Source organism: Halorubrum tropicale (assembly GCF_001280455.1).
GTDB classification, from domain to species: Archaea; Halobacteriota; Halobacteria; order Halobacteriales; family Haloferacaceae; genus Halorubrum; species Halorubrum tropicale.
The window spans coordinates 86,711-110,581 of sequence record NZ_LIST01000004.1; the positions used below are offsets into that span (position 1 = coordinate 86,711).

19 protein-coding genes and 3 pseudogenes are annotated in these 23,871 nt (G+C 63.7%); 12 read left to right on the plus strand and 10 right to left on the minus strand.

Translation table 11 applies throughout. The features are described from left to right. Positions 1 to 2: 2 nt before the first annotated feature. Together AMR74_RS17275 and AMR74_RS17285 are read left to right on the plus strand one after the other, a co-directional pair. Positions 3 to 1,100 carry a glycosyltransferase gene (locus AMR74_RS17275; RefSeq protein ID WP_082356868.1) on the plus strand — a complete coding sequence of 366 codons (1,098 nt, stop codon included), beginning with the start codon at positions 3 to 5 and terminating at the stop codon, positions 1,098 to 1,100. Between the two features lie 764 nt (positions 1,101 to 1,864). After that, positions 1,865 to 2,368, plus strand: coding sequence for a universal stress protein (locus AMR74_RS17285; protein WP_077152301.1), 504 nt, complete (start codon positions 1,865 to 1,867; stop codon positions 2,366 to 2,368). 87 nt (positions 2,369 to 2,455) lie between these two features. Here the strand turns inward: AMR74_RS17285 and AMR74_RS17290 are convergent, their stop codons facing one another. Next, positions 2,456 to 3,883, minus strand: a complete 1,428-nt coding sequence (locus AMR74_RS17290; protein WP_077152302.1) for a sulfatase family protein — start codon at positions 3,881 to 3,883, stop codon at positions 2,456 to 2,458. Between the two features lie 99 nt (positions 3,884 to 3,982). Between AMR74_RS17290 and AMR74_RS10675 the strand changes: the two genes are divergently transcribed. Further along, positions 3,983 to 4,798, plus strand: a complete 816-nt coding sequence (locus tag AMR74_RS10675) for a polysaccharide deacetylase family protein (RefSeq protein ID WP_139042998.1) — start codon at positions 3,983 to 3,985, stop codon at positions 4,796 to 4,798. A gap of 21 nt (positions 4,799 to 4,819) precedes the next feature. Then, positions 4,820 to 6,244: an oligosaccharide flippase family protein gene (locus AMR74_RS10680; protein ID WP_053772051.1), complete on the plus strand. Its 1,425-nt coding sequence runs from the start codon at positions 4,820 to 4,822 to the stop codon at positions 6,242 to 6,244. A 22-nt stretch (positions 6,245 to 6,266) separates the two neighbouring features. Here AMR74_RS10680 and AMR74_RS10685 read toward each other — a convergent pair whose 3' ends face one another. Beyond that, positions 6,267 to 7,259 (minus strand): glycosyltransferase, encoded by a 993-nt coding sequence (locus tag AMR74_RS10685; RefSeq protein WP_077152304.1) that lies wholly within the window; start codon positions 7,257 to 7,259, stop codon positions 6,267 to 6,269. Then, on the minus strand, positions 7,256 to 8,176 hold the full coding sequence (aglG, locus tag AMR74_RS10690) for a glucosyl-dolichyl phosphate glucuronosyltransferase (RefSeq protein WP_053772053.1): 921 nt from the start codon (positions 8,174 to 8,176) through the stop codon (positions 7,256 to 7,258). Before aglG ends, AMR74_RS10685 begins: the two co-directional genes overlap by 4 nt. 183 nt (positions 8,177 to 8,359) lie before the next feature. Between aglG and AMR74_RS10695 the strand changes: the two genes are divergently transcribed. Beyond that, positions 8,360 to 11,500, plus strand: coding sequence for an oligosaccharyl transferase, archaeosortase A system-associated (locus tag AMR74_RS10695; protein ID WP_053772054.1), 3,141 nt, complete (start codon positions 8,360 to 8,362; stop codon positions 11,498 to 11,500). 91 nt (positions 11,501 to 11,591) lie between these two features. Next, a complete protein-coding gene (locus AMR74_RS10700) occupies positions 11,592 to 12,536 on the plus strand; it encodes a DUF368 domain-containing protein (protein ID WP_053772055.1) in 945 nt (314 codons plus the stop codon). Between the two features lie 154 nt (positions 12,537 to 12,690). On the opposite strand, the pseudogene AMR74_RS19940 reads toward AMR74_RS10700, so the two are convergent. Continuing rightward, a pseudogene (locus tag AMR74_RS19940) lies at positions 12,691 to 12,810 on the minus strand (PIN domain-containing protein); the annotation flags it as partial. Between AMR74_RS19940 and AMR74_RS19880 the strand changes: the two are divergent. Further along, positions 12,803 to 12,904, plus strand: a pseudogene (locus AMR74_RS19880) (IS6 family transposase); the annotation flags it as partial. The pseudogenes AMR74_RS19940 and AMR74_RS19880 overlap by 8 nt on opposite strands. Before the next feature lie 57 nt (positions 12,905 to 12,961). On the opposite strand, the gene AMR74_RS10705 reads toward AMR74_RS19880, so the two are convergent. Then, entirely contained in the window at positions 12,962 to 13,270 is a 309-nt protein-coding gene (locus tag AMR74_RS10705) for an AbrB/MazE/SpoVT family DNA-binding domain-containing protein (protein ID WP_053772056.1), read from the minus strand. Between the two features lie 179 nt (positions 13,271 to 13,449). Between AMR74_RS10705 and AMR74_RS10710 the strand changes: the two genes are divergently transcribed. Continuing rightward, positions 13,450 to 14,010 (plus strand): thioredoxin family protein, encoded by a 561-nt coding sequence (locus AMR74_RS10710; protein WP_053772057.1) that lies wholly within the window; start codon positions 13,450 to 13,452, stop codon positions 14,008 to 14,010. A 79-nt stretch (positions 14,011 to 14,089) separates the two neighbouring features. On the opposite strand, the pseudogene AMR74_RS10715 reads toward AMR74_RS10710, so the two are convergent. After that, a pseudogene (locus AMR74_RS10715) lies at positions 14,090 to 15,319 on the minus strand (RNA-guided endonuclease InsQ/TnpB family protein). Between the two features lie 6 nt (positions 15,320 to 15,325). Then, entirely contained in the window at positions 15,326 to 15,478 is a 153-nt protein-coding gene (locus tag AMR74_RS18535; RefSeq protein ID WP_137711146.1) for a DUF2080 family transposase-associated protein, read from the minus strand. A gap of 193 nt (positions 15,479 to 15,671) precedes the next feature. Here AMR74_RS18535 and AMR74_RS10720 point away from each other — a divergent pair, with 193 nt between their 5' ends. From AMR74_RS10720 to AMR74_RS10730, 3 genes are all read left to right on the plus strand, one after another. Beyond that, entirely contained in the window at positions 15,672 to 16,367 is a 696-nt protein-coding gene (locus tag AMR74_RS10720; RefSeq protein ID WP_053772363.1) for a hypothetical protein, read from the plus strand. A gap of 134 nt (positions 16,368 to 16,501) precedes the next feature. Beyond that, positions 16,502 to 16,918: a hypothetical protein gene (locus tag AMR74_RS10725; protein WP_053772058.1), complete on the plus strand. Its 417-nt coding sequence runs from the start codon at positions 16,502 to 16,504 to the stop codon at positions 16,916 to 16,918. A gap of 46 nt (positions 16,919 to 16,964) precedes the next feature. Further along, positions 16,965 to 17,291, plus strand: a complete 327-nt coding sequence (locus tag AMR74_RS10730; protein ID WP_053772059.1) for a DUF5789 family protein — start codon at positions 16,965 to 16,967, stop codon at positions 17,289 to 17,291. Between the two features lie 34 nt (positions 17,292 to 17,325). Here the strand turns inward: AMR74_RS10730 and AMR74_RS10735 are convergent, their stop codons facing one another. From AMR74_RS10735 to AMR74_RS10745, 3 genes are all read right to left on the minus strand, one after another. Then, a complete protein-coding gene (locus AMR74_RS10735; protein ID WP_053772364.1) occupies positions 17,326 to 17,631 on the minus strand; it encodes a PRC-barrel domain-containing protein in 306 nt (101 codons plus the stop codon). A 92-nt stretch (positions 17,632 to 17,723) separates the two neighbouring features. Continuing rightward, positions 17,724 to 20,015: an LUD domain-containing protein gene (locus AMR74_RS10740; protein WP_053772060.1), complete on the minus strand. Its 2,292-nt coding sequence runs from the start codon at positions 20,013 to 20,015 to the stop codon at positions 17,724 to 17,726. Beyond that, positions 20,012 to 20,563, minus strand: coding sequence for an LUD domain-containing protein (locus tag AMR74_RS10745; protein ID WP_053772061.1), 552 nt, complete (start codon positions 20,561 to 20,563; stop codon positions 20,012 to 20,014). Before AMR74_RS10745 ends, AMR74_RS10740 begins: the two co-directional genes overlap by 4 nt. Before the next feature lie 155 nt (positions 20,564 to 20,718). Between AMR74_RS10745 and AMR74_RS10750 the strand changes: the two genes are divergently transcribed. After that, positions 20,719 to 23,790 (plus strand): FAD-binding and (Fe-S)-binding domain-containing protein, encoded by a 3,072-nt coding sequence (locus AMR74_RS10750; RefSeq protein WP_053772062.1) that lies wholly within the window; start codon positions 20,719 to 20,721, stop codon positions 23,788 to 23,790. The last annotated feature ends 81 nt before the right edge of the window (positions 23,791 to 23,871 follow it).

The window sequence follows — 23,871 nt, forward strand, 5'->3', positions numbered from 1 at the left end:
TGATGTCTGGACAGAGCGGAGAAGAAACGCAGACGGTCTTACTGATATCTAACGTCGATTTCAACGACGAAAACGGGCGTGCGGAAAAATTCTCTACGAGAGAACGGTTACTCCGGGAGCGTGGGTGGGAGCTTAAATTGTGTTACGTGAATCCCACGGTTTGGGGGGTTTTGATAGGGGTTCTCAGAGGGCTCTGGCTGGTACGGAGCGCCGACGTGGTGAACTCGGTTTGTAATCCACCACATCTCCACATCGTCGGTGGAGTGGTTTCAAAACTCGGCCGTAAACCGTGGCTCGCAGAGTTCCGCGATCCGCTCGTGACGAACCCCGACGTTGAAACGGGCTCCGTTAGTGAAAGATTACGCAAGTATTTGGAGTCGTACATTCTTCGAGAAGCAAATTCTGTAGTTTGGTACGACGGTATTCAACTCCCCGAGAACTACTTTCTGAACCAGTATCCTGATGCTACAAACGAAAAGGTTTGTCAGCTTCCCCCCATCGGATACGAGAAAGAAAAATTCTCACAGATATCCCCTGCTGAATACGAGTCGTTCAGTATTGTATACGCTGGCTCCTTCTACGAGGGGTGGATTGAGCCATACACGTTCATTGAGGGCGTCGGAGAGTACATCTCTTCGAACCCGGAAGCGGACTTAGATGTGTTCTTCTATGGGGACTGGAATTCCGAGTATGATACTGCGGTCGAACAAGCCGGGGTTGAGGAGTCAATTCACCATCACCCATTCGTACCTCACGAAGAGATTGTGAAAGTAATGAAGGGAGCCGATGCGTTGCTGTATATCGGCGGTGCTGATCCAGAGAACCGACGTAATCTGCCGTCGAAACTCTACGACTATATCGGTGCTGGACGGCCGATAATCGCTATCGTCGATCTGGATTTCCGAGTGGCTGATCTTATTCGGGAACAGGACATCGGTATCGTCGTTCCTCCTGAGAGCCCGGAGGACGTTCGGGACGCGATAGAGCGGATCCGGAACGGGGATTATCGGTACGACCCTGTGAAGGGTGACGAACTGACCCGTGAGCGAAGCAATGCCGTGTATACCGATGCCTTGGACCGACTTCTGACGAGCGAGTAAAGTTATACTGAAGACGGTAGTCTAGTTGAGTCAGTTTAAGAAGTGAGCATGTCGTCGAGTTAATCGACTAAGATTCTCGCAAACCTGCTCAGCGAGAGCTAAAACACGGATTTAGGAGGCTCTCGGAAGAACGAGCGGACGGCGAACGGCATAACGCGTTCGCGGTCCGCCTCCACCAGACCGACTGTTCTCTCAGAGAGAGACGATAACGATCTTGAGCGAATCAGGCCTTCAGGGCTCGTATGGCACAGTCTGGATTGGATGCCTCGGTTGGCTAACAGCAGCTGCGATCTGCCTGAGGTGTAGCCCACGCGGGTCGCGGTTAACAAGACCGGTGTCAAGATTAGTGGTGAGTGCTCTTGGCTGTATGCTGTAATAGACTCCGAGACAAAGATGATTCTTGATGTCGCATTGTTCGGATCGAATGGTACCGATCCACCAGCTGTGTTTCTGCATCGACTCGATGAGAAACACCCTCTTTCAGAGGATGTGTTTATCGTCAATCAGTTTGGATATTGGACTGCCATTTCTCGATTAGGATTGAGCGGTCGGGTCAACTGTATTGATCGAAACGAGGTCAGAAAATATCACTTGTTGAGGATTTCAATAGAGCCTCGAACTAGGCCGTCGAACGTGGAGTGATCCCACGGTGTCGATTTTATCTTGCGGCTTTAGCCGCAGGTATTGTCCTTGATCTCGTATGATATAAATATTGGAAATGTTTGACGTGGCTATTATCTGGATATTGGTCGAACAAGATAATCATGGACACTATCGTGGTTCCCGTGGCGCATCACAACCGATGGAATAGGCAAGTTGCGAATATTGCGGCTGAACTCGAGGATGTGTCCGATACGCGTGCGTTAGTCGTGTACCAATTTACAGATGACTTGGAATCGACGATCGAGCACTTGGACGTCGATCGGCAGGCAGCGGACGTGGATGAGTTGGCTGCGCGGAAGTCTGGTGTGGCTGAGATGGTAGAAACGCTAGATGAACGCGGGATGTCATGCTCTGTCCGAGGGATCGAGACGGCGGAAGAGAAAGGTGAGGAACTGTTGAACCTTGTCAAGGCGGAGGACGCGGATCGGATCTATATGTACAGCCGGAAGCGTAGTCCTGCCGGGAAAGCGATTTTCGGTAGCGGTCTTCAGACGGTTCTGTTCAACTCATCCGTGCCGGTTGTCGTCGTTCCGCCAAAACTGGCTCGAAGCCTTCGCCGTCTACCACAATTCACGTCAAACTTAACGCGAGGCTCGCCTCTCTGAATTCCCGATTTTTCGGGGCAAATAGGCGACCGTCTTTTTTTCGTGTACTTTTATTTCAACCCAGACTTGGATGTTAGTGCCAGTTGTTTAGACGTTATCGTCGTCTGCATATCCGAGCGCTCCCAGCTGTGAGCGAATGTCATCGAGTTCTTCTTCCTCAATCTCGACGGACCGCTCTCCCCCCTCAAATTCTTGTTGCTTCCGGACTTCCTTGTCCATGCGGCGTCGTAGCCGTCTGACGATATCCGGGTGTTCTTCCGAGACATCGTTCTCTTCGGTGGAATCGTTGTGTATGTCGTATAACTCCGGGGTTCCGTCCCCGTCGTACCAGTACTGGTCTTTGAGGTAGGCTACGTCCTCGGGGACGACGAGCTTCCAGTCATCCGTACGAATCATCCTCATATGCTGCTCCGCAGCCTCGGCGAAAGCGAACTCCCTCGTATCAGGCAAGACGTTCCCTCGGTACAGATCCGGTGAGGAAACACCCGCGTAGTCAAGGACAGTTGGCACGATGTCCGTGTGCTGGACGAGTCCCGAAATCCGCTGTCCCTCTTCTCGAGGATCGTACACAACGAGAGGAACTTTGATTGAAGTATCAAACATACCACAGTTATCGGAGAATATTCCGTGTTCGCCGAAGTTGTGACCGTGGTCCGCTGTGACGACGATCATGGTTTCGTCCATCATCCCTTCACTTTCGAAGTAGTCGATGAGACGCCCGATCTGTTCGTCGACCCAAGATATTGTCCCGTCGTACGCTCGCTTGCTACCACCGACAGTCTCACGTTCACCCGCGGCGTACGGCGGGAACTCTGCCGCCATAGGCCCTTTTCGATCACCTCCGAAGTAGTTCGATAGAGGCTCGTCGGACCAGTCGGCATCGAACTTCTGTTCGTACTCTTCGGGAGGGAGATACGGTGGGTGAACGTCCCAATAGTGGAGAAGCGTGAAAGAGGGAGAAGACGCCTCGTCGATGCGTTTGATGGCGATATCAGTTAGATCCTCGCAGTTGACTCTAACATCGTCGTAACCGAACAGTCGATAGTAACCACTCAATAGCTTTCTGACGATAGGCTCAGGGAGATCTGAAAGCGTCCACTTGACCCGCTCCAAGAACTTCGAAGGGACAATTCCGGAGTCGTGTTGTCGGAGATCGACACCGTAGTCGTCGTATCCCCAAGCGTGCCACCGTCCCATCCAGTCGACACCGAGGGTGGAGTATCCACTTTCAGAAAGGATCTCCGGGAGAAACGTCGGAGAGCGCTCTTGGATGCGTTCGAGATTTGCTTCAGTGTGCGCTGTTCCATGGTGGGTGACTCCGTGTTCACGGGGAGCTAAGCCGGACAGGATCGAGGACATACAGATATCTGTGTAGTTTGAGAGAGAGTATGCATTTTCAAAGACCATCGAATCCTGTGCTAAGCGGTCAATGTTGGGGGTCGTTCCCTCCTCTCTCCCATAACAGCCAACGTCAGACTGTCTTAGAGCGTCTACAACAACGATGACGACGTTCATGGTCAATCCGTTCGGCTGCTCGCCTGTTAACCGTTCGGAACGGTTGCCGGGAATGGGAAGGGTTTTTGACCGGTGTCGGAGTCGTTTTGGGTGTACAATATGAATCGGCTGCACCCGTCAGATGCTTGGCGCTGGCTTGGCTCTACTACCGAGTTGGCTGGTCTGACTCGCCGGTTCGCTGGTCGGAGAGACTTCGTTCTCCTTTTTCACTCGATAGGTGGGATCCGAGGCGCCAATTATAAGCCAAACGTTACAGTTGAGCAGTTTGACGAGATCGTCGGTACGCTTAGTGAACGATATCAGGCTGTTGATCTCCCGGAACTGCTGGTGCCAAGTCAGGACACTCGATTCGCGGTGACTTTTGACGATGGGTTCAGAAGCGTCTATACGAGCGCTTTTCGAATATTGCGTGCCTACGAGGTTCCCGCGACTGTGTACATCTGCCCCGAGTTTATCGGAGATCAAAACTGCGAACTGCTACGGAGTCGCCACGGTTTGAGAGAGAGTGCGACAGACGTGATGATGACCGAGGAGCAAGTTCAGCAGACTGTTGAGTCCGAACTGTTCACCGTTGGGAACCATACTGCAACGCACGCCGACCTCGCAGACGTAGATGCCGAAAGACTGATACAGGAGATCGTCGGAGGTAAGCAACAGCTCGAATCTGATTTCGATACGGAAATCGAACGGTTTAGCTACCCCTACGGGAGTATGACTGAGGAGGTCGTCGATATCGTTTCACAGCATCACTCTATAGCAGTTTGTTCCCGGCGAGGTCTACTTACAGCATCCCCGAACCGCTTCAGGATTCCGCGATTGGATGGGAACCGACAGGCGAGTAGCCTGTACCTCGAAACGACCGACTACGGGGAGATAGTTCGGAGTATTGGCCGAAGGCTGCTTAACCGCCTGTAGCGAACACTCCTTACTCAATATATGCGTCTTGGGCACGTTTCAGCGATAAACTTCGGATCACAGATACTCGCTTCTCTCTCCGGATTCGTTGCTACACTATACGTCGCTCGAGAACTGGGTAGTGCGGCACTGGGAAAGTACGCCCTCTTTATTGCCGTCGTGATCTGGATGAAGACGTTTTTCGGATCGGGCCTTCACGAGGGAGTGCGAAAGCGGCTCAGCGAGCGGGGAGAACGACGAGGAATCCTCGGTGCTGCGCTCGCTATTCAGGTCGGTCTGTTGATCGTCGTCGGTATCGTAATCCTCCTATTTCACTCTCAGGTGAATCATTACCTACGATTTGACGGAGCAGATACCCTAATTGGAGCATTCGTAGCGCTCATAGCATTTGCCTTCGTTCGTTCGGTACTTGACGGCGAGGACCGAGTTCACCTGTCCTCACTACTCAGACCGCTTGACCGGGTGGTTCGAACCGGTGTACAGCTATCTGTCGTCTTTCTCGGAGCTTTCGGAGGGGGTGTTCTCGGGATAACGTACGGCTATATTGCGGGTGCAGCTACGGCATCATTGTTGGGCTTCGTGTGGATCCGGATACGACCAGCCGTACCATCCCGTGAAGATTTCCGTAGTCTATGGAGCTACCTCCAGTATGCTTGGCTCAGCGGCATCGAAGAGCGCTCCATCTCATCCATGGATACAGTCGTGTTAGGGTTGTTCGTGGCTTCGAACCTCATCGGCTACTACGAAGTGGCATGGAATGTCGCATCGATTTTAGCAGTGTTCGGTACGTCGATCAGTACTACAGTCTTCCCGACCCTAAGTAAGCTCGAAAGCGAAGGGAAACAGGATCAGGTGGGAGAGATAATTTCACAGAGCTTGGCGTTCTCCGGGCTATTCGTTATCCCCGGTTTGGCTGGTGGGATAGTGATCGGGGATCAGATCCTCGGAATCTATGGACCCGAGTTTGAGCAAGCGAGCCTCGTGCTTCTTATACTAATATTCGCTCGCCTCGTCTACGCCTACGAGTCTCAGCTTATCTCGGCTCTCAATGCGATTGGGAGGCCCGAAATTGCGTTCCGTATAAACGCGATATTTGTTGCTTCAATCCTTTCACTCAACCTAATTCTCGTAAACCAGTTTGGATGGATAGGTGCAGCAGTCGGCACGGCAGTAGCCGCGATGATCGGGCTCGTTCTCGCGTATAAATCCCTATCCGAAGTCGTAGACTTCGCTCTACCAACCACGGAGCTGACCACACAATTCATTTCGGCTATCACTATGGCTGGTGTGGTCGCTTGGCTCGAAACCTCTTGGTTCACGGGGCTCAGGTCAGAAACCTTCACCGCCATCCTGCTCGTCGCAGTAGGAGCAGTAGTGTATTTCCTTACACTCGCTACCACGTCTTCACGCTTCCGTGGAACGGTCAGAAACAACTTACCATTCTGAGGGTCGCCCGTTCATTGGGAGGTCACACGATTTCTCTGATCGTTGTCTCGTAATCCTCAGCGATCCTCCCCCAACTGAGTGACGATGCATACTCCCGAAGGGGTTCCGGATCCAGCTCTTCGTCGGCGCGAGTGATTGTCTGAGCTATCCGCTCTGGTGAAGAATCTGTGAAGGCGACGAGTCCGTCAAATCGCTCGCGCGCGGCTCCGTCTAACTGAACCGTCGGTAGCTCACTCGCACCGTATTCGAGCACTTTCAGCGTCCGAGGATCGTTGACGAGCGAGATACCAACATCAGCCTCGTGTAGGAAGCCCGGGACGAGTTCGTGGTCTACGGTCCCGAGGAAGTGGACGTTCTCCATCCGGGAGGAGCGTGAACGGACGACTGACTCCAGCGAGCCGGAACCCAAGACGAGGAGCGACCAGTCGGGGAGGTGTTCGAACGCGTCAATCATCTTCATAATGTGATACATGGGTTCCAGACCACCGACATATATCGCCGTCCGGTCTTCAAGCGAGAGCTCCGATAACCGCTCTCGAACTTCCTGAAGCGTCTTCTCGCCGGGGCAAGAGAACGCCTCGTACTCAACGCCGAGATTGGTCTCGGTGAAATCGGAGGCATATCGCTTCACGCGCCTGCCCTCCTCGGGATACACATACATTGTGTGCTCGGAGAGGCCAAAAGAGACATTCTCGAGCAGTCGAACGAGGAGGGCAAGGGGCTTTGAGTTCGTTGACTCGAACTGAGAGATCGGATCCACGTGATCCACGATAAACGGAATTCGCTTTAGCACTCGCAAGGCAGAGCCAAAGATCGCACCAGCCCGGGTAGTGCCGATAACGACATCGTAGCTCACTTTTTCGGTCAGAAGCTGCTTGAGATTTCTCAGACTTGCTTCCTGTATCTCGACACTCATCCCGCGCTCTAGCAGGTGTTTGGCAATTCGGGATCGCCCGACGCTAATATTCTCTGCTTTGCTCGGTGTCAGCCAGAGCACTCTCAATTCGTCAGTCATCGGTATTTAGCCAATCCGTAGAGGTATCCCCCACCGACACATCCCGTAAACACCACCAATATCACCAACTGCACCACCGCCGCAATCGACGGCGACCGAACCAACCCTTTCACCCGTTCCGGAACGAACTCCGTCACCAGATCACCCAGGAACTCCCCCTCCTTCCCGCTACTCTCCGGAACTAACGTCTCCATCGCCCGCTTCGAGTACCCCTGCCAGAATGCGCGATCCACCAACCACCAGAACTCGGTCCGGTAGTCGAACACCTTGTGTGCCACCACCGCTTCAGGATCGTACCAGACACCCCGCTCGTATTTCTCGCGCATCCGCGCGCACAGTTCTGTCTCGCCGCCCTGGAGGTTCTTGTCGCCCTTCCGCCCGCCGATATCGACGTCGAACCCTCCTACCTCCTCGAACACATCCGCGCGGAACGAGATGTTCGATCCGAACGTGTTCCGCACCTCGCCCGGTCCGTCCGCGAACCCCTTGTGCGTCACCCCGACGAGCCAGTAGAACTCCTTGGGGAGAAACGACGGTTTCCCGGCGATCCACTCGGGCGTCATCTTCCCGCCGGCCGCGATCGCGTTCTCCTCATCGTAAGCCCGCACGAGTCGCTCGGCCCACACCTCGTCAGCGACGGCGTCGTCGTCGATGAACGCGACGACGTCGCCGGTCGCCAGCTCAGCCCCGCGGTTGCGACTCGCCAGCAGTCCCAAGTTCTCGTCGTTACACGAGACGATCGCGTCCTCGCGGTCGTCATAGTCCTCGACGACTCGGTCGTACACGTCGGGGGTCCCGTCGACGACCACGACGAGCTCGACGTCGTCGTACGTCTGATCGAGGACGCTGTCGGCAGCCTCGCGGAAGTGCTCGTACATGTCGAGCGTGTACGTACAGACGACGACGGAGACCCTCACACCGACACGTACCTCGGCACGCGCGCTTAGGGTTTCCGCCTCGGGACCGACATCTGCCTCGGCACCGATGTCCGCCTCGGGCCCGATATCGGGACATATTACCAATCGAATACTTCCGGACCCCGCGCAGCGGGCGCGGGTATATGACAAGCCTTATGCGCGTTTTGACAGTCCCTTGCGGTAATGAGCGATTCGAACGATCCGCCGGACAAATCGGATTCGTCCCCGTCCGATCTCCTCGCGCGGTGGTACCATGTTCCCGTCCTCCTCGGGATATTCGCGTTCATGCTGTGGACGCGGCTGCGCTCGTACGGGAACTTCATCCAGAACGGTGAGGTGTACTTCCGCGGCAACGACGCGTGGTACCACCTCCGCACGACGAACTACCTTCTCGAAAACTATCCGAGCACGCTTCCGTACGACGTCTGGACCGGGTTCCCGGTCGGGACGAACGCCGGACAGTTCGGCACCCTCTGGGACCACATCATGGCCGTCGGCATCTGGATCGCCCGGCCGATTATGGGCAGTACCGAGGAAGTCATGCTGGTGATGGCTCCCATCACCGGCGCGCTCGTCGCGGTCCCGACGTACTTCATCGCACGTCGGTTCGTCGACCGCATCCCGGCACTTGTCGGCGCGGCGACACTGGCGCTGTTCTCCGGGACGTTCCTCCGGTACACGCTCGTCGGCTTCCCCGACCACAGCGCGGCGGAGGTCCTCTTCCAGAGCACCGCGATCCTCGCGTTCCTCGTCGCGCTTGGCGTCGCGGAGCGCGAGAAGCCGGTGTGGGAGCTCGTCGTCGATCAGGACTGGGACGCACTCCGCCGACCCGTCGCGTACGCCGCCGCCGCGGGCGTCGCGCTCGGCCTCTACATGTGGACGTGGCAACCGGGGATCCTGATGGTCGGCTTCACTGGAATCTTCCTCGCTGTCAAACTTACGAGCGACACCTACCACGGGAAGAGCCCTGAGCCGGTCGCGTTCGCCGGCGCGGTCGCACTGAGTGTCGCGGGCTTGATGCAGGTGATCCCGCTCGATACGTTTGGCTTCAACCCGACCGAGTACTCGCTGCTCCAGATCGTCGCCCCACTTGTTGTCGCGCTCGGTGCCGTCTTCCTCGCGTGGCTCGCCCGTCAGTGGGAGGCGCGTGACCTCGGCACGGACACCTACCCTGCGGCCGTCGGCGGGCTCATCCTCGCGTCCGCAGGATTCGTCTGGCTCGCGATTCCGTCGCTGTGGTCGACGATCATCAACAACCTGCTCAACACCGTCGCTTTCTCCGCGAGCGCCGGCGCCCGCACCATCGGCGAGGCGCAACCGCCCCTTCAGGGCGCCTCGTTCTCAAACTTCGTCCTCTCGCAGTACGGGCTCGCCTTCTTCCTCGCGCTGGCGGCCGTCCTCTACATCGCCGCCCGTCCCCTCTACCGCTCGGATAACACCAACCACACGCTGTACATCCCGGTCGCGCTCGCCGTGGTCGGATCGGTCTACGCCGTCCCCCAGGTCTACTCGGCGATCGGCGGCCTCGTCGGCATCGACTGGCAGGTGATCGGCCTGCTCATCGCCGCCGCGTTCCTCGTCGGCGCGACGCTGTTCGTCGAGTACGACGCCGAGGAACTGTACTTCGTCGTGTGGGCGGCGTTCATCGGCAGCGCCGCGTTCACGCAGGTTCGGTTCAACTACTACCTCGCCGTCGTCGTCGCGGTCGGCACGGCGTACTTCCTCCAAGTTGCGCTCGACGCCCTCGATCTCACCTCGCTCGATGCCGTCCGCGAGATCGAGGGGTGGCAGGTGCTCACCGTCGCCGCCGTCATCGCGATCCTCATCGTCCCGCTGGTCGGCGTCGCCACGCCGGTCTGGCAGGCGGGCAACTCCAGCCAGCCGGGCAGCGTCGTCCAGTGGGACGAGAGCCTCCAGTGGATGAACGACGAGACGCCGACGCCGGGCGAACTCGAAGGCGCGGACAACGCCATGGAGATGTACGGCACCTACGAGCGCCCCGCGGACGGCGACTTCGAGTACCCCGAGGGCGCTTACGGCGTCCAGTCGTGGTGGGACTACGGCCACTGGATCACCACGCGCGCCGAGCGCATCCCGAACGCCAACCCGTTCCAGCAGAACGCGGGCGAGGCGGCCGACTACCTCCTTGCGCCGAGCGAAGAAGAGGCGGCCGACGTCCTCGCGAGCCAGAGCACCGAGGGGAACCGGACCCGCTACGTGATGGTCGACTGGCAGATGGCGTCGCCGAACTCCAAGTTCAACGCGCCGGTCACCTTCTACAGCGGCAACGAGACGGTGCGCGACTTCAACGAACTGCTCTACCAGCGCGTTCAGGGTCCGCAGGGCCAGCAGGGCGGCCTCCGCCCCGCGCTCCAGACGCGCACCCAGCGCTACCACGAGAGCCAGATGATCCGGCTCTACCAGCACTACGGCAGCGCGGTCGAGCCGCAGCCGGTCGTCGTCGACTGGGAGCCGCAGACCGCACAGACCGCCTCGGGCGAGCAGGTCGACATCAAGGTCCTCCCGAGCGAGGGGCAGGCGATCCGTCGGTTCGACAACCTCTCCGCCGCGCGGTCGTACGTCGAGGAGGACGGCTCCGCGCAGGTCGGCGGCGTGATGGGCGTGCCCTCCGAGCGGCTCGACGCCCTGGAACACTACCGGCTGGTCCACGCCACGGAGGCGCCGGGGCGGTCGCCGTACGCCCAGCAGGCGAGCATCCTCGCCCAGCAGTTCGGCGTCGACCTCCGGGCGACGTTCGGCGAGTCGTTCCTCGGCGCGCTGCGCGACGACTTCGTCAAGACGTTCGAGCGCGTGCCGGGCGCGACCGTCGAGGGGTCGGGCGCGGCGCCCGGCCAAGAGGTCCAGGCGACCGTCGAACTCCGGAAGCCGAACGGGCAGACGTTCGAGTACACGCAGTACGCGACCGCGGACGACGACGGGAACTTCGCGTTCACGCTCCCGTACTCGACGACCGGGTACGCGGAGTTCGGCCCCGAGAACGGGTACACGAACACGAGCGTCCGCGCGACCGGGCCGTACAACATCACCACAGAACAGACGACCGACGACGATCTGTACACCACCGAGCGGTTCGGGCAGGTCGAGGTGACCGAAGGGCAGGTCGTCGGCGCGGACGACGCGGCCGCGACCGTCGAGCTCGAAGAGCGGATCATCGACTGTCCCAGCGGCGACCCCGAGTGTCCGGTCGACGGCGGCGGCGGGAGCGACGGCGGCGACTCGACGAACTCGACCGACGCCGGATCGCTGATCGGCGTCGAACCGGTAGCGGCGACGACCGCGACGGCGGCGACCGCACCGAACTGACCGCGGGACCCGACCGCGGCCTCGGCGCCCGCGGACGACGCGGCCGTCCGATCACACGCTTCTTTACCGCGGCCCCGCTTGTGGCGAGCAGATGGCCGACCTCCGCGAATGGGCGACGCTGTACCTGAAGGGCGTCGCGATGGGGAGCGCCGACGCCGTCCCGGGCGTCTCCGGTGGCACCATCGCGCTCATCGTCGGGATCTACGAGCGGCTGATCGCGGCGGTCACCGCCGTCGACCCCGACCGGGCGCGCCGCGTGCTCGGCGGGGTGCAACCGGGCGGCCGCGCCGACGCGCGCGCCGCGTTCCGCGAAGTCGACGGCGGCTTCCTCCTCGTGTTGGGCGCCGGGATCGGGACCGCGGTGGTGACGGTGTTGAGCGCGGTGAACCGGCTGCTCGCGACGCAGCCGGTCGCGACGTACGGGTTCTTCTTCGGGCTGATCGCGGCGAGCGCGGCCGTGCTGCTCGGCGACGTCGACCTCTCGACGGCGCGCCGGAAGGCCGCCGCGGTCGCCGGCTTCGCGCTTGCTTTCCTCGCGTCCGGCGTCGCCGCGACCGCGCTCGGCAGCCCGCTCCCGGTCGTCTTCCTCGCCGGGGGCGTCGCCGTCAGCGCGATGGTGCTGCCGGGCATCTCGGGCTCGCTGCTGCTCATCGTCCTCGGCCAGTACGAGTACATGTCCGGCGTCGTCGCGCGGTTCGTCGACGGCGTCGGCACGGCCGCGCTCGGGAACGGCGCGGACGCGCTCGTCGAGACGCTGCCGCCGGTGGCGGCGTTTCTCCTCGGCGGCGTCGGCGGCCTCTTCACCATCGCGCACGCCGTCCGCTACGCGCTGTCGCGGGCGCGGGCCGCCACGATCGTGTTTCTCGTGAGCTTGGTCGTGGGCGCGCTGCGCGCGCCGCTCGTGGAGGTGTCCGCGCGGTTAGCCGAGAGCGGCGAGTCGTGGCGGGCGGCCGCGCCGCGGTTCGCGCTCGCGGCGCTCGTCGGCGCTGGGCTCGTGGCTGTACTGAACCGCTACTCCGCGACTATCGAGTACTGAGCAGCGGGTCCGGTCGCGGTTAAGAAGGGAAAGCAGGTCACAGTCTGTCCGTCGTCACCACCCACCGCCAAATGCGTGGCATTGTCGGTGGACCCGGTTCTGGCCAACCCCACAGTGAACAGAAGAGAGAGTCCACGACGGTCGTGGGAGGAAGTCAAGCCGGTTCGGTCCGGAACCGAGTGATCGGGACATCGGTGACGTCGTCGTAGTCGTCGTTGGCACCGACCAAGAGCACCCCGTCGACGTGCGCTGCTGTCCCGAGCGCAAAAGCATCATCGTTTGCGAATAGTTTCAGCAATGTCGCGTTAGAGACAGCTCAAAACTGGCTCGAAGCCTTCGCCGTCTACCACAATTCACGTCAAACTTAACGCGAGGGAGTGGTTCGGCGTCGAAGACGATTGTTTCGGGAATCCCAGCCCCGTCGGTCATGCGTCAGCCTCATCGTCACCGGCGTAGCGCTGCCGCAACGCTTCTTCACTGGCTTTGTCCGCTGTACGTTCCGCTTGGAGGCGCTCGGTTGCTGAGCGTCCCTGCTCGTCGGTTTTCCCTTCCAAAACCCCACGCAGGTCTGTAACCGAGTGGATGGGGCGAACAACGATGTCGCCCGCTTCAGTCCGAATGAACTTCACACGGCCGGGCGTGTCAATATCTAACTCCTCACGGAACTCCTTCGGGATTGTGGCTTGCCCGCGCGACGATACGGACACCACTTTTTCAGACTCTATTTTGCTCATACTATTCTTTAGTATTACTTTTGTTCAGTCACGTAAAACATCAGCGTTGAATTAGGTGGTTAACAGATCAGATCAGTCATTGATTCGCCGGTCTCGAGTGTACGGCTCGTCGTGGATCGCTGACCCGACACCTGAAGTGGCTCGCAACGCCTTTTCGGCTCCCGCTCGTACGCCCAAATATGGTCCAGATGGAATCCGACTCGGAACTCGATCGCGGCGACGCCGCGCCCGACTTCGAACTGCCCGGCGCGGACGGGGAAACCTACGCGCTCGACGACTTCGAGACGGACGCGCTGCTCGTCATCTTTACCTGCAACCACTGCCCGTACGCGAAGGCGAAGATCGATCTCTTGAACGAGCTCGCGGCCGAGTACGACGACCTCGCCGTCGTCGGGATCAACCCGAACGACGCCGACGAGTACCCCGAGGACTCCTTCGAGGCGATGCGCGAGGCGGTCGCGGACGGCACGGTCGCGTACGACGCGTACCTCCGCGACGAGACCGGCGACGTCGCGGCCGCCTACGACGCGGTCTGCACGCCCGACCCGTTCCTCTTCGGCCGCGAGGACGGGACGTGGCGGCTCCGGTATCACGGGCGCCTCGACGACGCGCTCAACCCCGACGACGAGCCGACCGAGTTCTACGTCCGCGACGCGGTCGACGCCGTGCTCGCGGGCGAGGAGGTCGAAGTTCCGGACCGGCCCTCGCGCGGCTGTTCGATCAAGTGGCCGGAGGAGTAGCGGTCCGACAAGTAAGCGACCGACGATCAAGCCGGCGTCGGAACGCCGTGCCGACGAAGACGCCGTGAACTGCCCCAATCTACTTACTCGCCGCTGGTACGGCTCGTTCCGGTGGCTCGGGGCTTCCTGTTTCCACGACGCACTTTGCAGAGACCGAATCGGTCTCCGTAGGGAGCGCAGTCTCCGCAGGCGTTGTTTCGGAGCATCCCACTCCTAACTGCTTGATTCCGCGAGATAGAATGTTCCATGCCGCGTTCCAGTCTCTATCGGCGGTAAATCCACAGGAGGGACAGGAGTGTTCGCGGACCCACAAAGGCTTGTCCGTCTCGGCACCGCAGGCAGCGCACTCCTTGGTCGTTCCTGCCGGGTCTACAGCCACGAAGTACGTGCCTTCGCGTTCGCATTTGTATTCCAGCATACGCAAGAACATACTCCATGCCGCACCCGCACGGTTGCGTGAGTTCGCCGGGAGCTCGATCAACACCTTCGTGTCGAGGTCTTCCACAGCCACGAGGTCGTACTCACTCGCGTAGTGGTTCGACAGCTTGTGGAGAAAATCACGGCGCTTCCGTTTCAGGTCGGCGTGACGCCGAGAGACGGTCTTGCGCTACTCTTCCCAGTTGTTCGACCCGTGTTCTTTTCGGGAGAGGTCACGCTGGGCACGTTCCAACCGTTCGCGTTCATCTGAAAGGTCAAGCGACTCGACAGCTGTGCCGTCGGTGTCGGTTGCGTAATTGAGTATGCCGACATCGATCCCGACCGTCTCTGTCAACTCATCAGGTTTCTTAGGTGGGTCGTCAGGAGTTTCGAGTTGGAGTGAGGCGTACCAGTTGCCGGTCGGCTCGCGCTTGACCACAACACCTTTGACCTGAGCGTTGTCCGGGAACTCACGGTGGGCAACAACGGGTACGTCGCCGATCTTGTTGAGGTACAACCGATCTTGGCCACTCGTTTTCTTGAGCTCGAAGCCAGATTGATTATACTCAAAAGAGTAGTAATCCCCTTTGCCCTTCCATTTCAGTTGCCCGACCGTGTGTCCCTTCTCTTTCTTTTTCCTGAGATTAGAGCGATCGGTGTAGAGTCGTCGGACGACCATCTGCAGGACTTTCGAGTTGATATCCTGAAACTCGGTCCACCGCTCCTTGAGGTCGGGAAGCCGATTCTGTTCAGACGTGTATGTCGGGTTCTCCACACGGTTCATGCGGTGGAGAAAGTGATTACGGACTTGCCGACAGGTATCCAGCGTCCACGCTAGTTGCTCCTGCTGGCTGGGCGTTGGATTGAGCCGGAACCTGTAGGCGAAGTTCATGATTCGTTACTCTTCAGGGTCAGTAGGGTCAGAAGTACGGACTACTTTCACGTCTGCCCCAAGCCACCGCTTCGGGATCGTGATGTGAGCACCGCCACTCCCGAAGGGTTTCACTTCTCGGTCAAGAGCTTCCTCACCCTCGATTGTGAATGAAGCCACAACAATCTATATGCAATCTATATAGGTAGGTGTTTCGATCAATTGACTCTACCGACCGGTCATGTCTGATGAATAGAGAGATGGCGATGATCTAACCCTTCCCCTACAGATTCCTTTGGCTTATTCCTTGAGGAAGGGAGCTTAGGAACTACAAACGATTAACAAGCGTTCGGCCCAAACGCACGGTATGGGCATGAAAGGCGGCGAGCCGGACCTCCACGAGATCGATCGCTACGACGGCGGCGTCGGCTGGATCGCGTACCCCGACGAGACGATGGAGCGCGCGAGCCACGCGTTCGCGGTCGACAACGAGGAGACGGGCGCGGCCGACGTGTGGGTGGTCGACCCGGTCGACGCGCCCGGCGTCGACGAGCTGCTCGACGACCTCGGCGAGGTGGCCGGCGTCGTGGTCGGGCTCGACCGCCACGTGCGCGACAGCGGCGAGGTCGCCGCGCGCCACGGCGTTCCCGTGTACGTCCCCGAGTGGATGACGGGCGTCGCCGAGGAGCTGGGCCCCGACGTCGAGGTCGAGCGGTTCGGCTCGCGGCTCGCCGACACGGGCTTCGAGGCGTTCCGGATCCGCGACTCCTCGCTGCCGCCGTGGCAGGAGGTCGGGCTCTTCGACGGCGAGACGCTCATCGTCCCCGAGTCGCTCGGCACCGCGTCGTACTTCCGGGGCGACCGCGAGCGACTCGGCGTCCACCCGATGCTGCGGCTCACGCCGCCGACGACCGCCCTCTCGGGGCTCGACCCCGAACGCGTCCTGACCGGGCACGGCGTCGGCGTCCACGAGCGCGCGGCCGTCGCCGTCGAGGACGCCCTCTCGGACTCCCGGTCGAAGGCGCCCGGCCTGTACGCGAAGACGCTCGCGTCGGCGCTACCGTTCTGAGCGGGGACGGCGGTGCCGCGGCGCCGGTGCGGTTTTCAGGGCCCCCGCGGCGGCGCGGCGGCTTCCCGGGCCTGCGGCGTCGGCCGAGCGGTGCGTGACCTTTTGCCAATGCGTCCCGTAGCGACGGGCGACCAGTGATCTACGTCACCCGCGACCTGTTGACCGTGCTGCGCGAGCGCGCCGCGAGCGAGGACCCCGAGGGGGTGAACGTCCGGCTCTCGGCGACGCCCGCCGGGGAGTTCGAGGCGGACCTCGGGCTCGACCCGGCGACGCCGGTGGTGACGCACTTCACGCTCCCGTCCGTGGGCAGCTCGGTCAGCTCCGTGTTCGGCGTCGACCTCGGCACGCCGGCGGGCGAGGGCGGCGCGCGGTTCCTCTCGCACCCGGACGGGTTCCTCGGCGTCTCCCGCACCGACGACCTCGCGGGCGTGGTGATCGTCGCGGTCCCGCCGTACGACGCGGACTCGGTCGCCGCCTTCGACCGGGCCGGGGACGGGGTCGAACTCGCCGTCGTCGACGCCGTCCCGCCGACGGAGTCCGTGCCGGAGTGAGCCGAGAGCAGGGGTTTCAAGCCGTCGGAGGGAGTATCCCGTCGCAATGGCAGCACGGCCACCCGGTGGCGGCGATACGAAGGAACCGGAGGCGATCGAGTTCGGCATCGCCGCGCTCGACGCCCGGCTCGACGAGGCGGACGTGTCGTTCCCCGCGACGGCCGCGGAGCTCCGCGACGCGCTCGGCGATCAGGAGGTGCCCTACGACGCGCAGGGGCGCTCGATCGCGATCGCGGACGCGCTGGACCGCGTGCCGAAACAGCGGTTCGAAAACGAGACGGCGTTCCTCGACGCGCTCTACCCGGTGTTCGACGAGGCGCGCCGCGAGGAGCGCGGCGTAATCGCCAGCCTCCGCGACGCGTTACCGTTCTGAGCCGGGCGGGCGGGGCTCCCCGGACGCGACCCGGTTACCGCGACTCGGCGATCTCGCTCGCTTCCTCGTCGGACTCGCCGGCGTCGTAGCGCTCGATGACGTCGTTGATCAGGACGACGTCGCCGACCGCGCGGACCCAGCGGTACGGGACGATGACGCCCGTCGAGCCGCTCACCTGCCCGGCGAACAGCTCGTGGTTGAGTTCGGCGAGCGCGAGGCCGGTCACGGCGCGGGCGTCCAAGTCGAGCTGGATGTCTTCGATTTCGCCGACGAAGACGCCGTTGCTGGAGTACACCTCGCGGCCGACGAGCGACGTGATCTCTTCGGGGGCTGCGTTCATACTCGATACGGTCACGAGCGCGCCTATTAAGCGTTCGTTGTCGAACGACGCGCGTCGGACGCGAGGGAGGAGCCGCGCGGCCGTGGCGGAGGTCACTCCCGCGGCGCGATCACTTCGATCGGGTGAAGCGGCGACGCCTCGAGGAGGTCGTCGAGCTGTTCGGTACAGGAGGTGCCGGCCGCGACGACGGTGCGGTCGGTGCCGCCGAACTGCTCGACGAGGGGTTCGCCCACGTCCACGCTCAGCTCGTAGTAGTCCGTCTTGTAACCGAACGAGCCCGCCATCCCGCAACACTCGGTGTCGGAGACGCGCACGTCGTAGCCGAGCCGCTCGAAGGTCGCGGTCGCGTACTCGCCCACCTCGACCGTGCGCGCCTGACAGTGCGGGTGGTAGGCGAGCCGCTTCCCGGACGCGACCGGGCCGGTCCCCTCGCTCGGCGCGCGCAGCGCCGCCGGGTCGGCGCCGTGCTCCAGCAGCCCGAACACGTACTCCATGGCGTCGTAGCTCGCGGCCGCGAGGCGCTCGTGGGAGTCGGCCGGGAGGAAGCGCTCGTACTCGCGGCGGAACGTCGCGAGGTCGCTCGGCTCGATCACGACCACGTCGCGGCCGGCGTCGAGGTGGGGCGCGAGCCCGGCGTACAGGTCCTCGGCGGCCGACTCGGCGGTCGCGACCATCCCCTGCGAGAGCGGCGGGCGACCGCTGCCGGGCAGGTCGGGCACCAGCACGCGGACGCCGAGCGCCTCCAGCGCCCTGACGGTCGCCTTGCCGCGCGCGACGTCGACGTAGTTCGTCGCGGTGTCGGGGTAGACGACCGCTTCGCGGGTCGCCTCGTCGGCCGGGACCGCGGGGCCGCCGCGGGTCTCGAACCACTCCACGAGCGACTCGCGCGCGAACGCGGGGAGGTCGCGGCGGCGGTCGATGCCGGCGACCCGCTCGGCGACCGCGCGCAGCGGGCTGACGTTCGCGAGCCGGTTGGCGACCGGCGCCGTCTTGTGCCCCCACTTCGCGAGCGTCGCGTAGTTGCCGACGAGCCGCGTGCCGAGGTCGAGGCCGCCGGGCTCCTCGTCGGGGACGAGCTCCTCGAACGCCCAGTCGAGCTGGCTCGGGTCGGCCTCGCCGCGGTTGATCCGGTCGCGGACCGCGGTGTTGATCCACGGGATGTCGATGCCGACCGGACAGGCCGGGACGCAGCGCGAGCAGCCGGTACAGAGGTCGTTGAACTCGGCGGCGGTGTCGAGCCCCTCGATGCCCGCCTCCCAGCCCGTCGCGATGCCGCCGGAGTAGGTCTCGCCGCCGAACGCGTGGCCGCCGACGCTCTGGAAGTTGCCGCAGGCGTTCGAGCAGGCCGAACAGCGGATGCAGTACAGCGTCTCCTTCAGCGTCTCGTCGTCGCGCATCGCCAGGCGCCCGTTGTCGATGAGTACGAGGTGGAACTCGCGGTCGGACTCCGAGCCGTCGGCAAGGGGTTCCTCGTCGGCCGCGAAGTCCGGCACGGGCGAGTCCACCGGCGGCGTCAGCGTCGAGATGTAGGAGGTCACGTCCTGGCCGGTCCCCGAGCGCCCGATCAGCTCGACGAACGGCGAGAAGTCCTCGACGGTCGGGACGAGCTTCTCGACGCCCGCGACCGCGACGTGCGTGTCGGTCGCGGTCACCGTCTTCCGGGCGTTGCCCTCGCTCGTCACGAGGAGCATGGTGCCCGAGTCGGCCGCGATGAAGTTCGCACCGGTCATCCCGAGGTCGGCGTCCTCGATCAGTTCGCCCAACCGCTCGCGGGCGAACATCGTCAGCTCCTCGGCGGTCTCGGGCGGGTCGTCGGGGTCGAACCGCTCCGCGAACAGCTCGGCGATGGCCTCACGGGACTTGTGGATCGCCGGCGCCACGATGTGCGACGGCTCCTCCTCGGCCAGCTGGAGCACCCACTCGCCGAGGTCCGTCTCGACGACCTCGACGCCGTCCTCCGCGAGCGCGTCGTTCACCTCGATCTCCTCGGAGGTCATCGACTTCGACTTCACCGCGCGCTCGGCGCCGCGCTCGGCCGCCACCTCCCGGACGTACCGGTTCGCGTCGGCCGCGTCGTCGGCGAGGTAGACCGTCCCGCCGTTGGCCTCCACCGTCTCCGTCACCTCGTCGATGAGGGCCGGGAGGCGCTCGATCGCGTCCTCCTTGATCGCCCGCGCCTCGTCTTTCAGCGCCTCGTAGCCGTCGAGGCGGGCGGTCGACTCGTAGCGTCCCTCGTTGAAGCCGCGGGTGTTCGCCGCGACCGCGTCGCCCTCGGTCGCCAGCAGCTCGCGGATCCGGTCGGCCTTCGCCTCCCGGTCGAGGTCGCCCGGCGCCTCGGCGGGACGCGCGTCGTCCGTCCCCGCGGCGTCGGCGTCGCTGCTCATCGCTTCCCCTCCCCGGGGTCGTCCTCGCGGAGCAGCACCACGTGGACCTCCTTCGGCCCGTGCGCGCCGTGGACGAGCCCGCCCATGTCAGCCGTCGCGCTCGGACCGGTCGCGAACACCACGTCGACCGACTCGTCGCGCGCCCGCGGCCCGAGCCACTCGAAGGCGTCGGGCATGTCGGGGACCAGGTCCGCCTCGCGGAGGACGACGACGTGGCGGTCGACGAACAGGCTCACCGGCTCCGTGCCGGTCGCGTCCGCCTCCAGCGCGACGCTCCCGTACTCGGCGACGCCCAGCGACGCCGCCGTGACGCCGGTGTGCGCCCCGCGCAGGTCGGCGGTGGTCGGCTCCGTCTCGATCCGCTCCGGGAGGGTCGCGGGCGAGTCGGCGAACGCGGCCGGCCCGGACCGGTCGAGCGGGACCCCGACCGCGGGCTCGCCCGCGGCCGCCTCGACCATGGCCGCGCACTCCGCGGACGGCCCCGCCGAGACCGCGACGCCGAGGTCGTCGAGTCGACCCGTGAACGTCGACGTGTCTGCGAGCGACATGGTGGTCACTTCGCCGGTCGACATAAGGGTGTTGCGGCGCTTCTCGGAGACGCGAACCGGTCCGCGTGAGCAGGCGCGGCCGCGTGGGCGCATCGATCATCCGGCCGCGTGCGGGCGGCAGGAGGTTTTTCATGGTTCGACCGTGAGAGTCTCGCATGGCGACAAACACGCCGGAGCCGGATCCGACGGACGGCGGCGACTTCGACTACACCGGCGGCTCCGTGGCGCGACCGAGGCTCGTCGACGCGCTCGACGCCCGCGTCGACGGCGACGTGCGGTTCGACGACTACTCGAAGCGGCTGTACGCGACCGACGCCTCGGCGTACGAGGTCACCCCGATCGGCGTCGTGATCCCGGAGTCGACCGCGGACGTCGCGGCGGTCCACGAGTACTGCTTCGCGGAGGGGGTCCCCGTCCTCCCGCGCGGCGGCGGCACCTCCCTCGCCGGCCAGACCGTCAACGAGGCGGTCGTCCTCGACCTCACGGGCGAGATGGACGCGGTGATCGAGACCGACGCCGACGCGGAGACGGCCCGCGTCCAGGCCGGCGCGTACGTGGGCGACCTCAACGCCGCGGTCGCGGACGACGGCCTGAAGTTCGCGCCGGACCCGGCGTGGCGCGACAAGTCGGCGGTCGGCGGCGCCATCGGCAACAACTCCACCGGCTCGCACTCGCTGAAGTACGGCAAGACGGACCACTACGTCGAGGAAGTCGAGGTCGTCCTCGCCGACGGGACCGTGGCGACGTTCGGCGAGGTCGCGGTCGAGGAGCTCCGCGCGTCCGCCGACGCCGACGCCGACGAGCTGCTCCCCCGGATCCACGCCGAGGTCGTCCGCGTCCTCGACGAGGAGGCCGACCGGATCGACGAGCGCTACCCGGAGCTGAAGCGGAACGTCTCGGGCTACAACCTCGACCGCCTGCTCGCCGAGTACCGCGGCGAGTACGGCGAGGAAGGCGTCGTCAACCTCGCCCGGCTCATGGCCGGCAGCGAGGGGACGCTCGCGACGGTCACCGAGGCGACCGTCTCGCTCGTCGAGGTCCCCGAGACGAAGGCGGTGGCGCTGCTCACCTACGACGACCTGCTGGACGCGATGGAGGACGTGGCGGCGTGTCTCGAACACGACCCCGCCGCCGTCGAGGTGATGGACGACGTGCTGCTCGGCCTCGCGGCCGACACGCCCGAGTTCGAGGACGTGGTCGCGATGCTCCCGGACGGCACCGACTCCGCGCTCCTCGTCGAGTTCTACGCCGACAGCGACGCCGAGGGGAAGCGGAAGGTCGCGGACCTCATCGCTGACCGCGTGGGCGCCGCCGACGGGGACGGGGGCGTCGACACCGCGGTCGAGCCGGGCGCGGGCGCCGCGGAGACGACGAGCCACCCCCGCCGCGCGGCCCACGCGATGGAGGCGCACGACCCGGAGAAGCGCGACCGCTTCTGGAAGATGCGCAAGGCCGGCCTCCCGATCCTCCTCTCGCGGACCACCGACGAGAAGCACATCTCCTTCATCGAGGACTGCGCCATCCCGCCGGAGCACCTCCCCGAGTACACTCGCGAGTTCCAGGAGATCCTCGCGGACAACGACACCTTCGCGACGTTCTACGCGCACGCCGGCCCGGGCGTCCTCCACGTCCGCCCGCTCATAAACACGAAGGAGGTCGACGACGTGGAGGCGATGCTCGACATCGCCGACCGCGTCACCGACGCCGTGGTCCGGCTCGGCGGCTCGGTGTCCGGCGAGCACGGCGACGGCCGCGCCAGGACCCAGTGGAACCGGAAGCTGTACGGCGACGACCTCTGGGAGGCGTTCCGCGACCTGAAGACCGCGTTCGACCCCGACTGGCTGCTCAATCCGGGGAACGTCTGCGGAGAGGTCGACATGCGCGAGAACCTGCGGTTCGACGCCGACTACGAGTACGACGCCGGCTTCGACCCCGCGATGGAGTGGGCGGTGGACAACGGGATGCAGGGGATGGTCGAGCTCTGTCACGGCTGCGGCGGCTGCCGCGGGCCCCAAGACACCACCGGCGGCGTGATGTGTCCCACCTACCGCGCCGCCGACGAGGAGATCCAGTCGACCCGCGGGCGGGCGAACATGCTCCGGGGGGCCATCTCCGGCGAGCTCCCCGACGACCCGACGGACGACGAGTTCGTCACCGAGGTGATGGACCTCTGCGTCGGCTGTAAGGGCTGTAAGGTGGACTGCCCGAGCGGCGTCGACATGGCGAAGCTGAAGGCCGAGGTCGAGCACGCCCACCACCAGGAACACGGAGTCGACCTCCGCACGCGACTCCTCGGCCGCTTCGAGTCGCTCGCGCCGCTCGCCTCGCGGTTCGCCCCCCTCTCGAACCTCCCGAACAAGATTCCCGGGAGCGGCCTCCTCGCGGAGAAGGCGCTCGGCATCGCCAGGGAGCGCGACCTGCCCACCTTCCGCTCGGAGACGCTCGTCGACTGGTTCGAGGCGCGCGGCGGCGCGGGCGTCCCCCGCGACGAGGCCGCCCGTGAGGTCCTCCTCTTCCCCGACGTGTACACCACCTACACGAATCCCGGCGCCGGGAAGGCCGCGGTGCGCGTGCTGGAGGCCGCCGACTGCCACGTGCGGATTCCCGACGTGGACGGCAGCGGGCGGCCGCCCCACTCGAAGGGGCTGCTCGACGTGTCGCGGGCGACCGCGAGGGACGCCGTCGAGACGCTCGCGCCGGACGTGCGCGACGGCTGGGACGTGGTCGTCGTCGAGCCCTCCGACGCCGTGATGCTCCAGTCCGACTACCACGACCTGCTCGACGGCGACGCCAGCGACGTGCCCGACGCCGACGTGGCCGCCGTCTCCGAGAGCGCCTACGGCGTCATGGAGTACGTCGACGCCCACCGGCTCGACGAGGAACTCGCCCTCGACGCCCCCACCGAGTCGCTCACCTACCACGGTCACTGCCACCAGAAGGCGACGAAGAAGGACCACCACGCGGTCGGCGTCCTCCGGCGCGCCGGCTACGGCGTCGACCCGCTCGACTCGTCGTGTTGCGGGATGGCGGGCTCGTTCGGCTACGAGGCCGAGCACTACTCGATGAGCAAGGCCATCGGCGAAGCGCTGTTCGAACAGGTGGACGCCAGCGGCGGCGACGCCCTCGTCGCGCCCGGCACCTCCTGTCGGACGCAGTTAGAGGAGGGCCCCGGCGAGGTGCCGGAGCCGACGCACCCGATCGAGAAACTGGCGGCCGCGCTGGCGTAAGCGGTGGCCCAGGCGACCGCGGGACGGGCCGCTCGGCCGCGACCCCGAGCGAGGGTCGGGGCGGCCGAACCGTTCGACCGT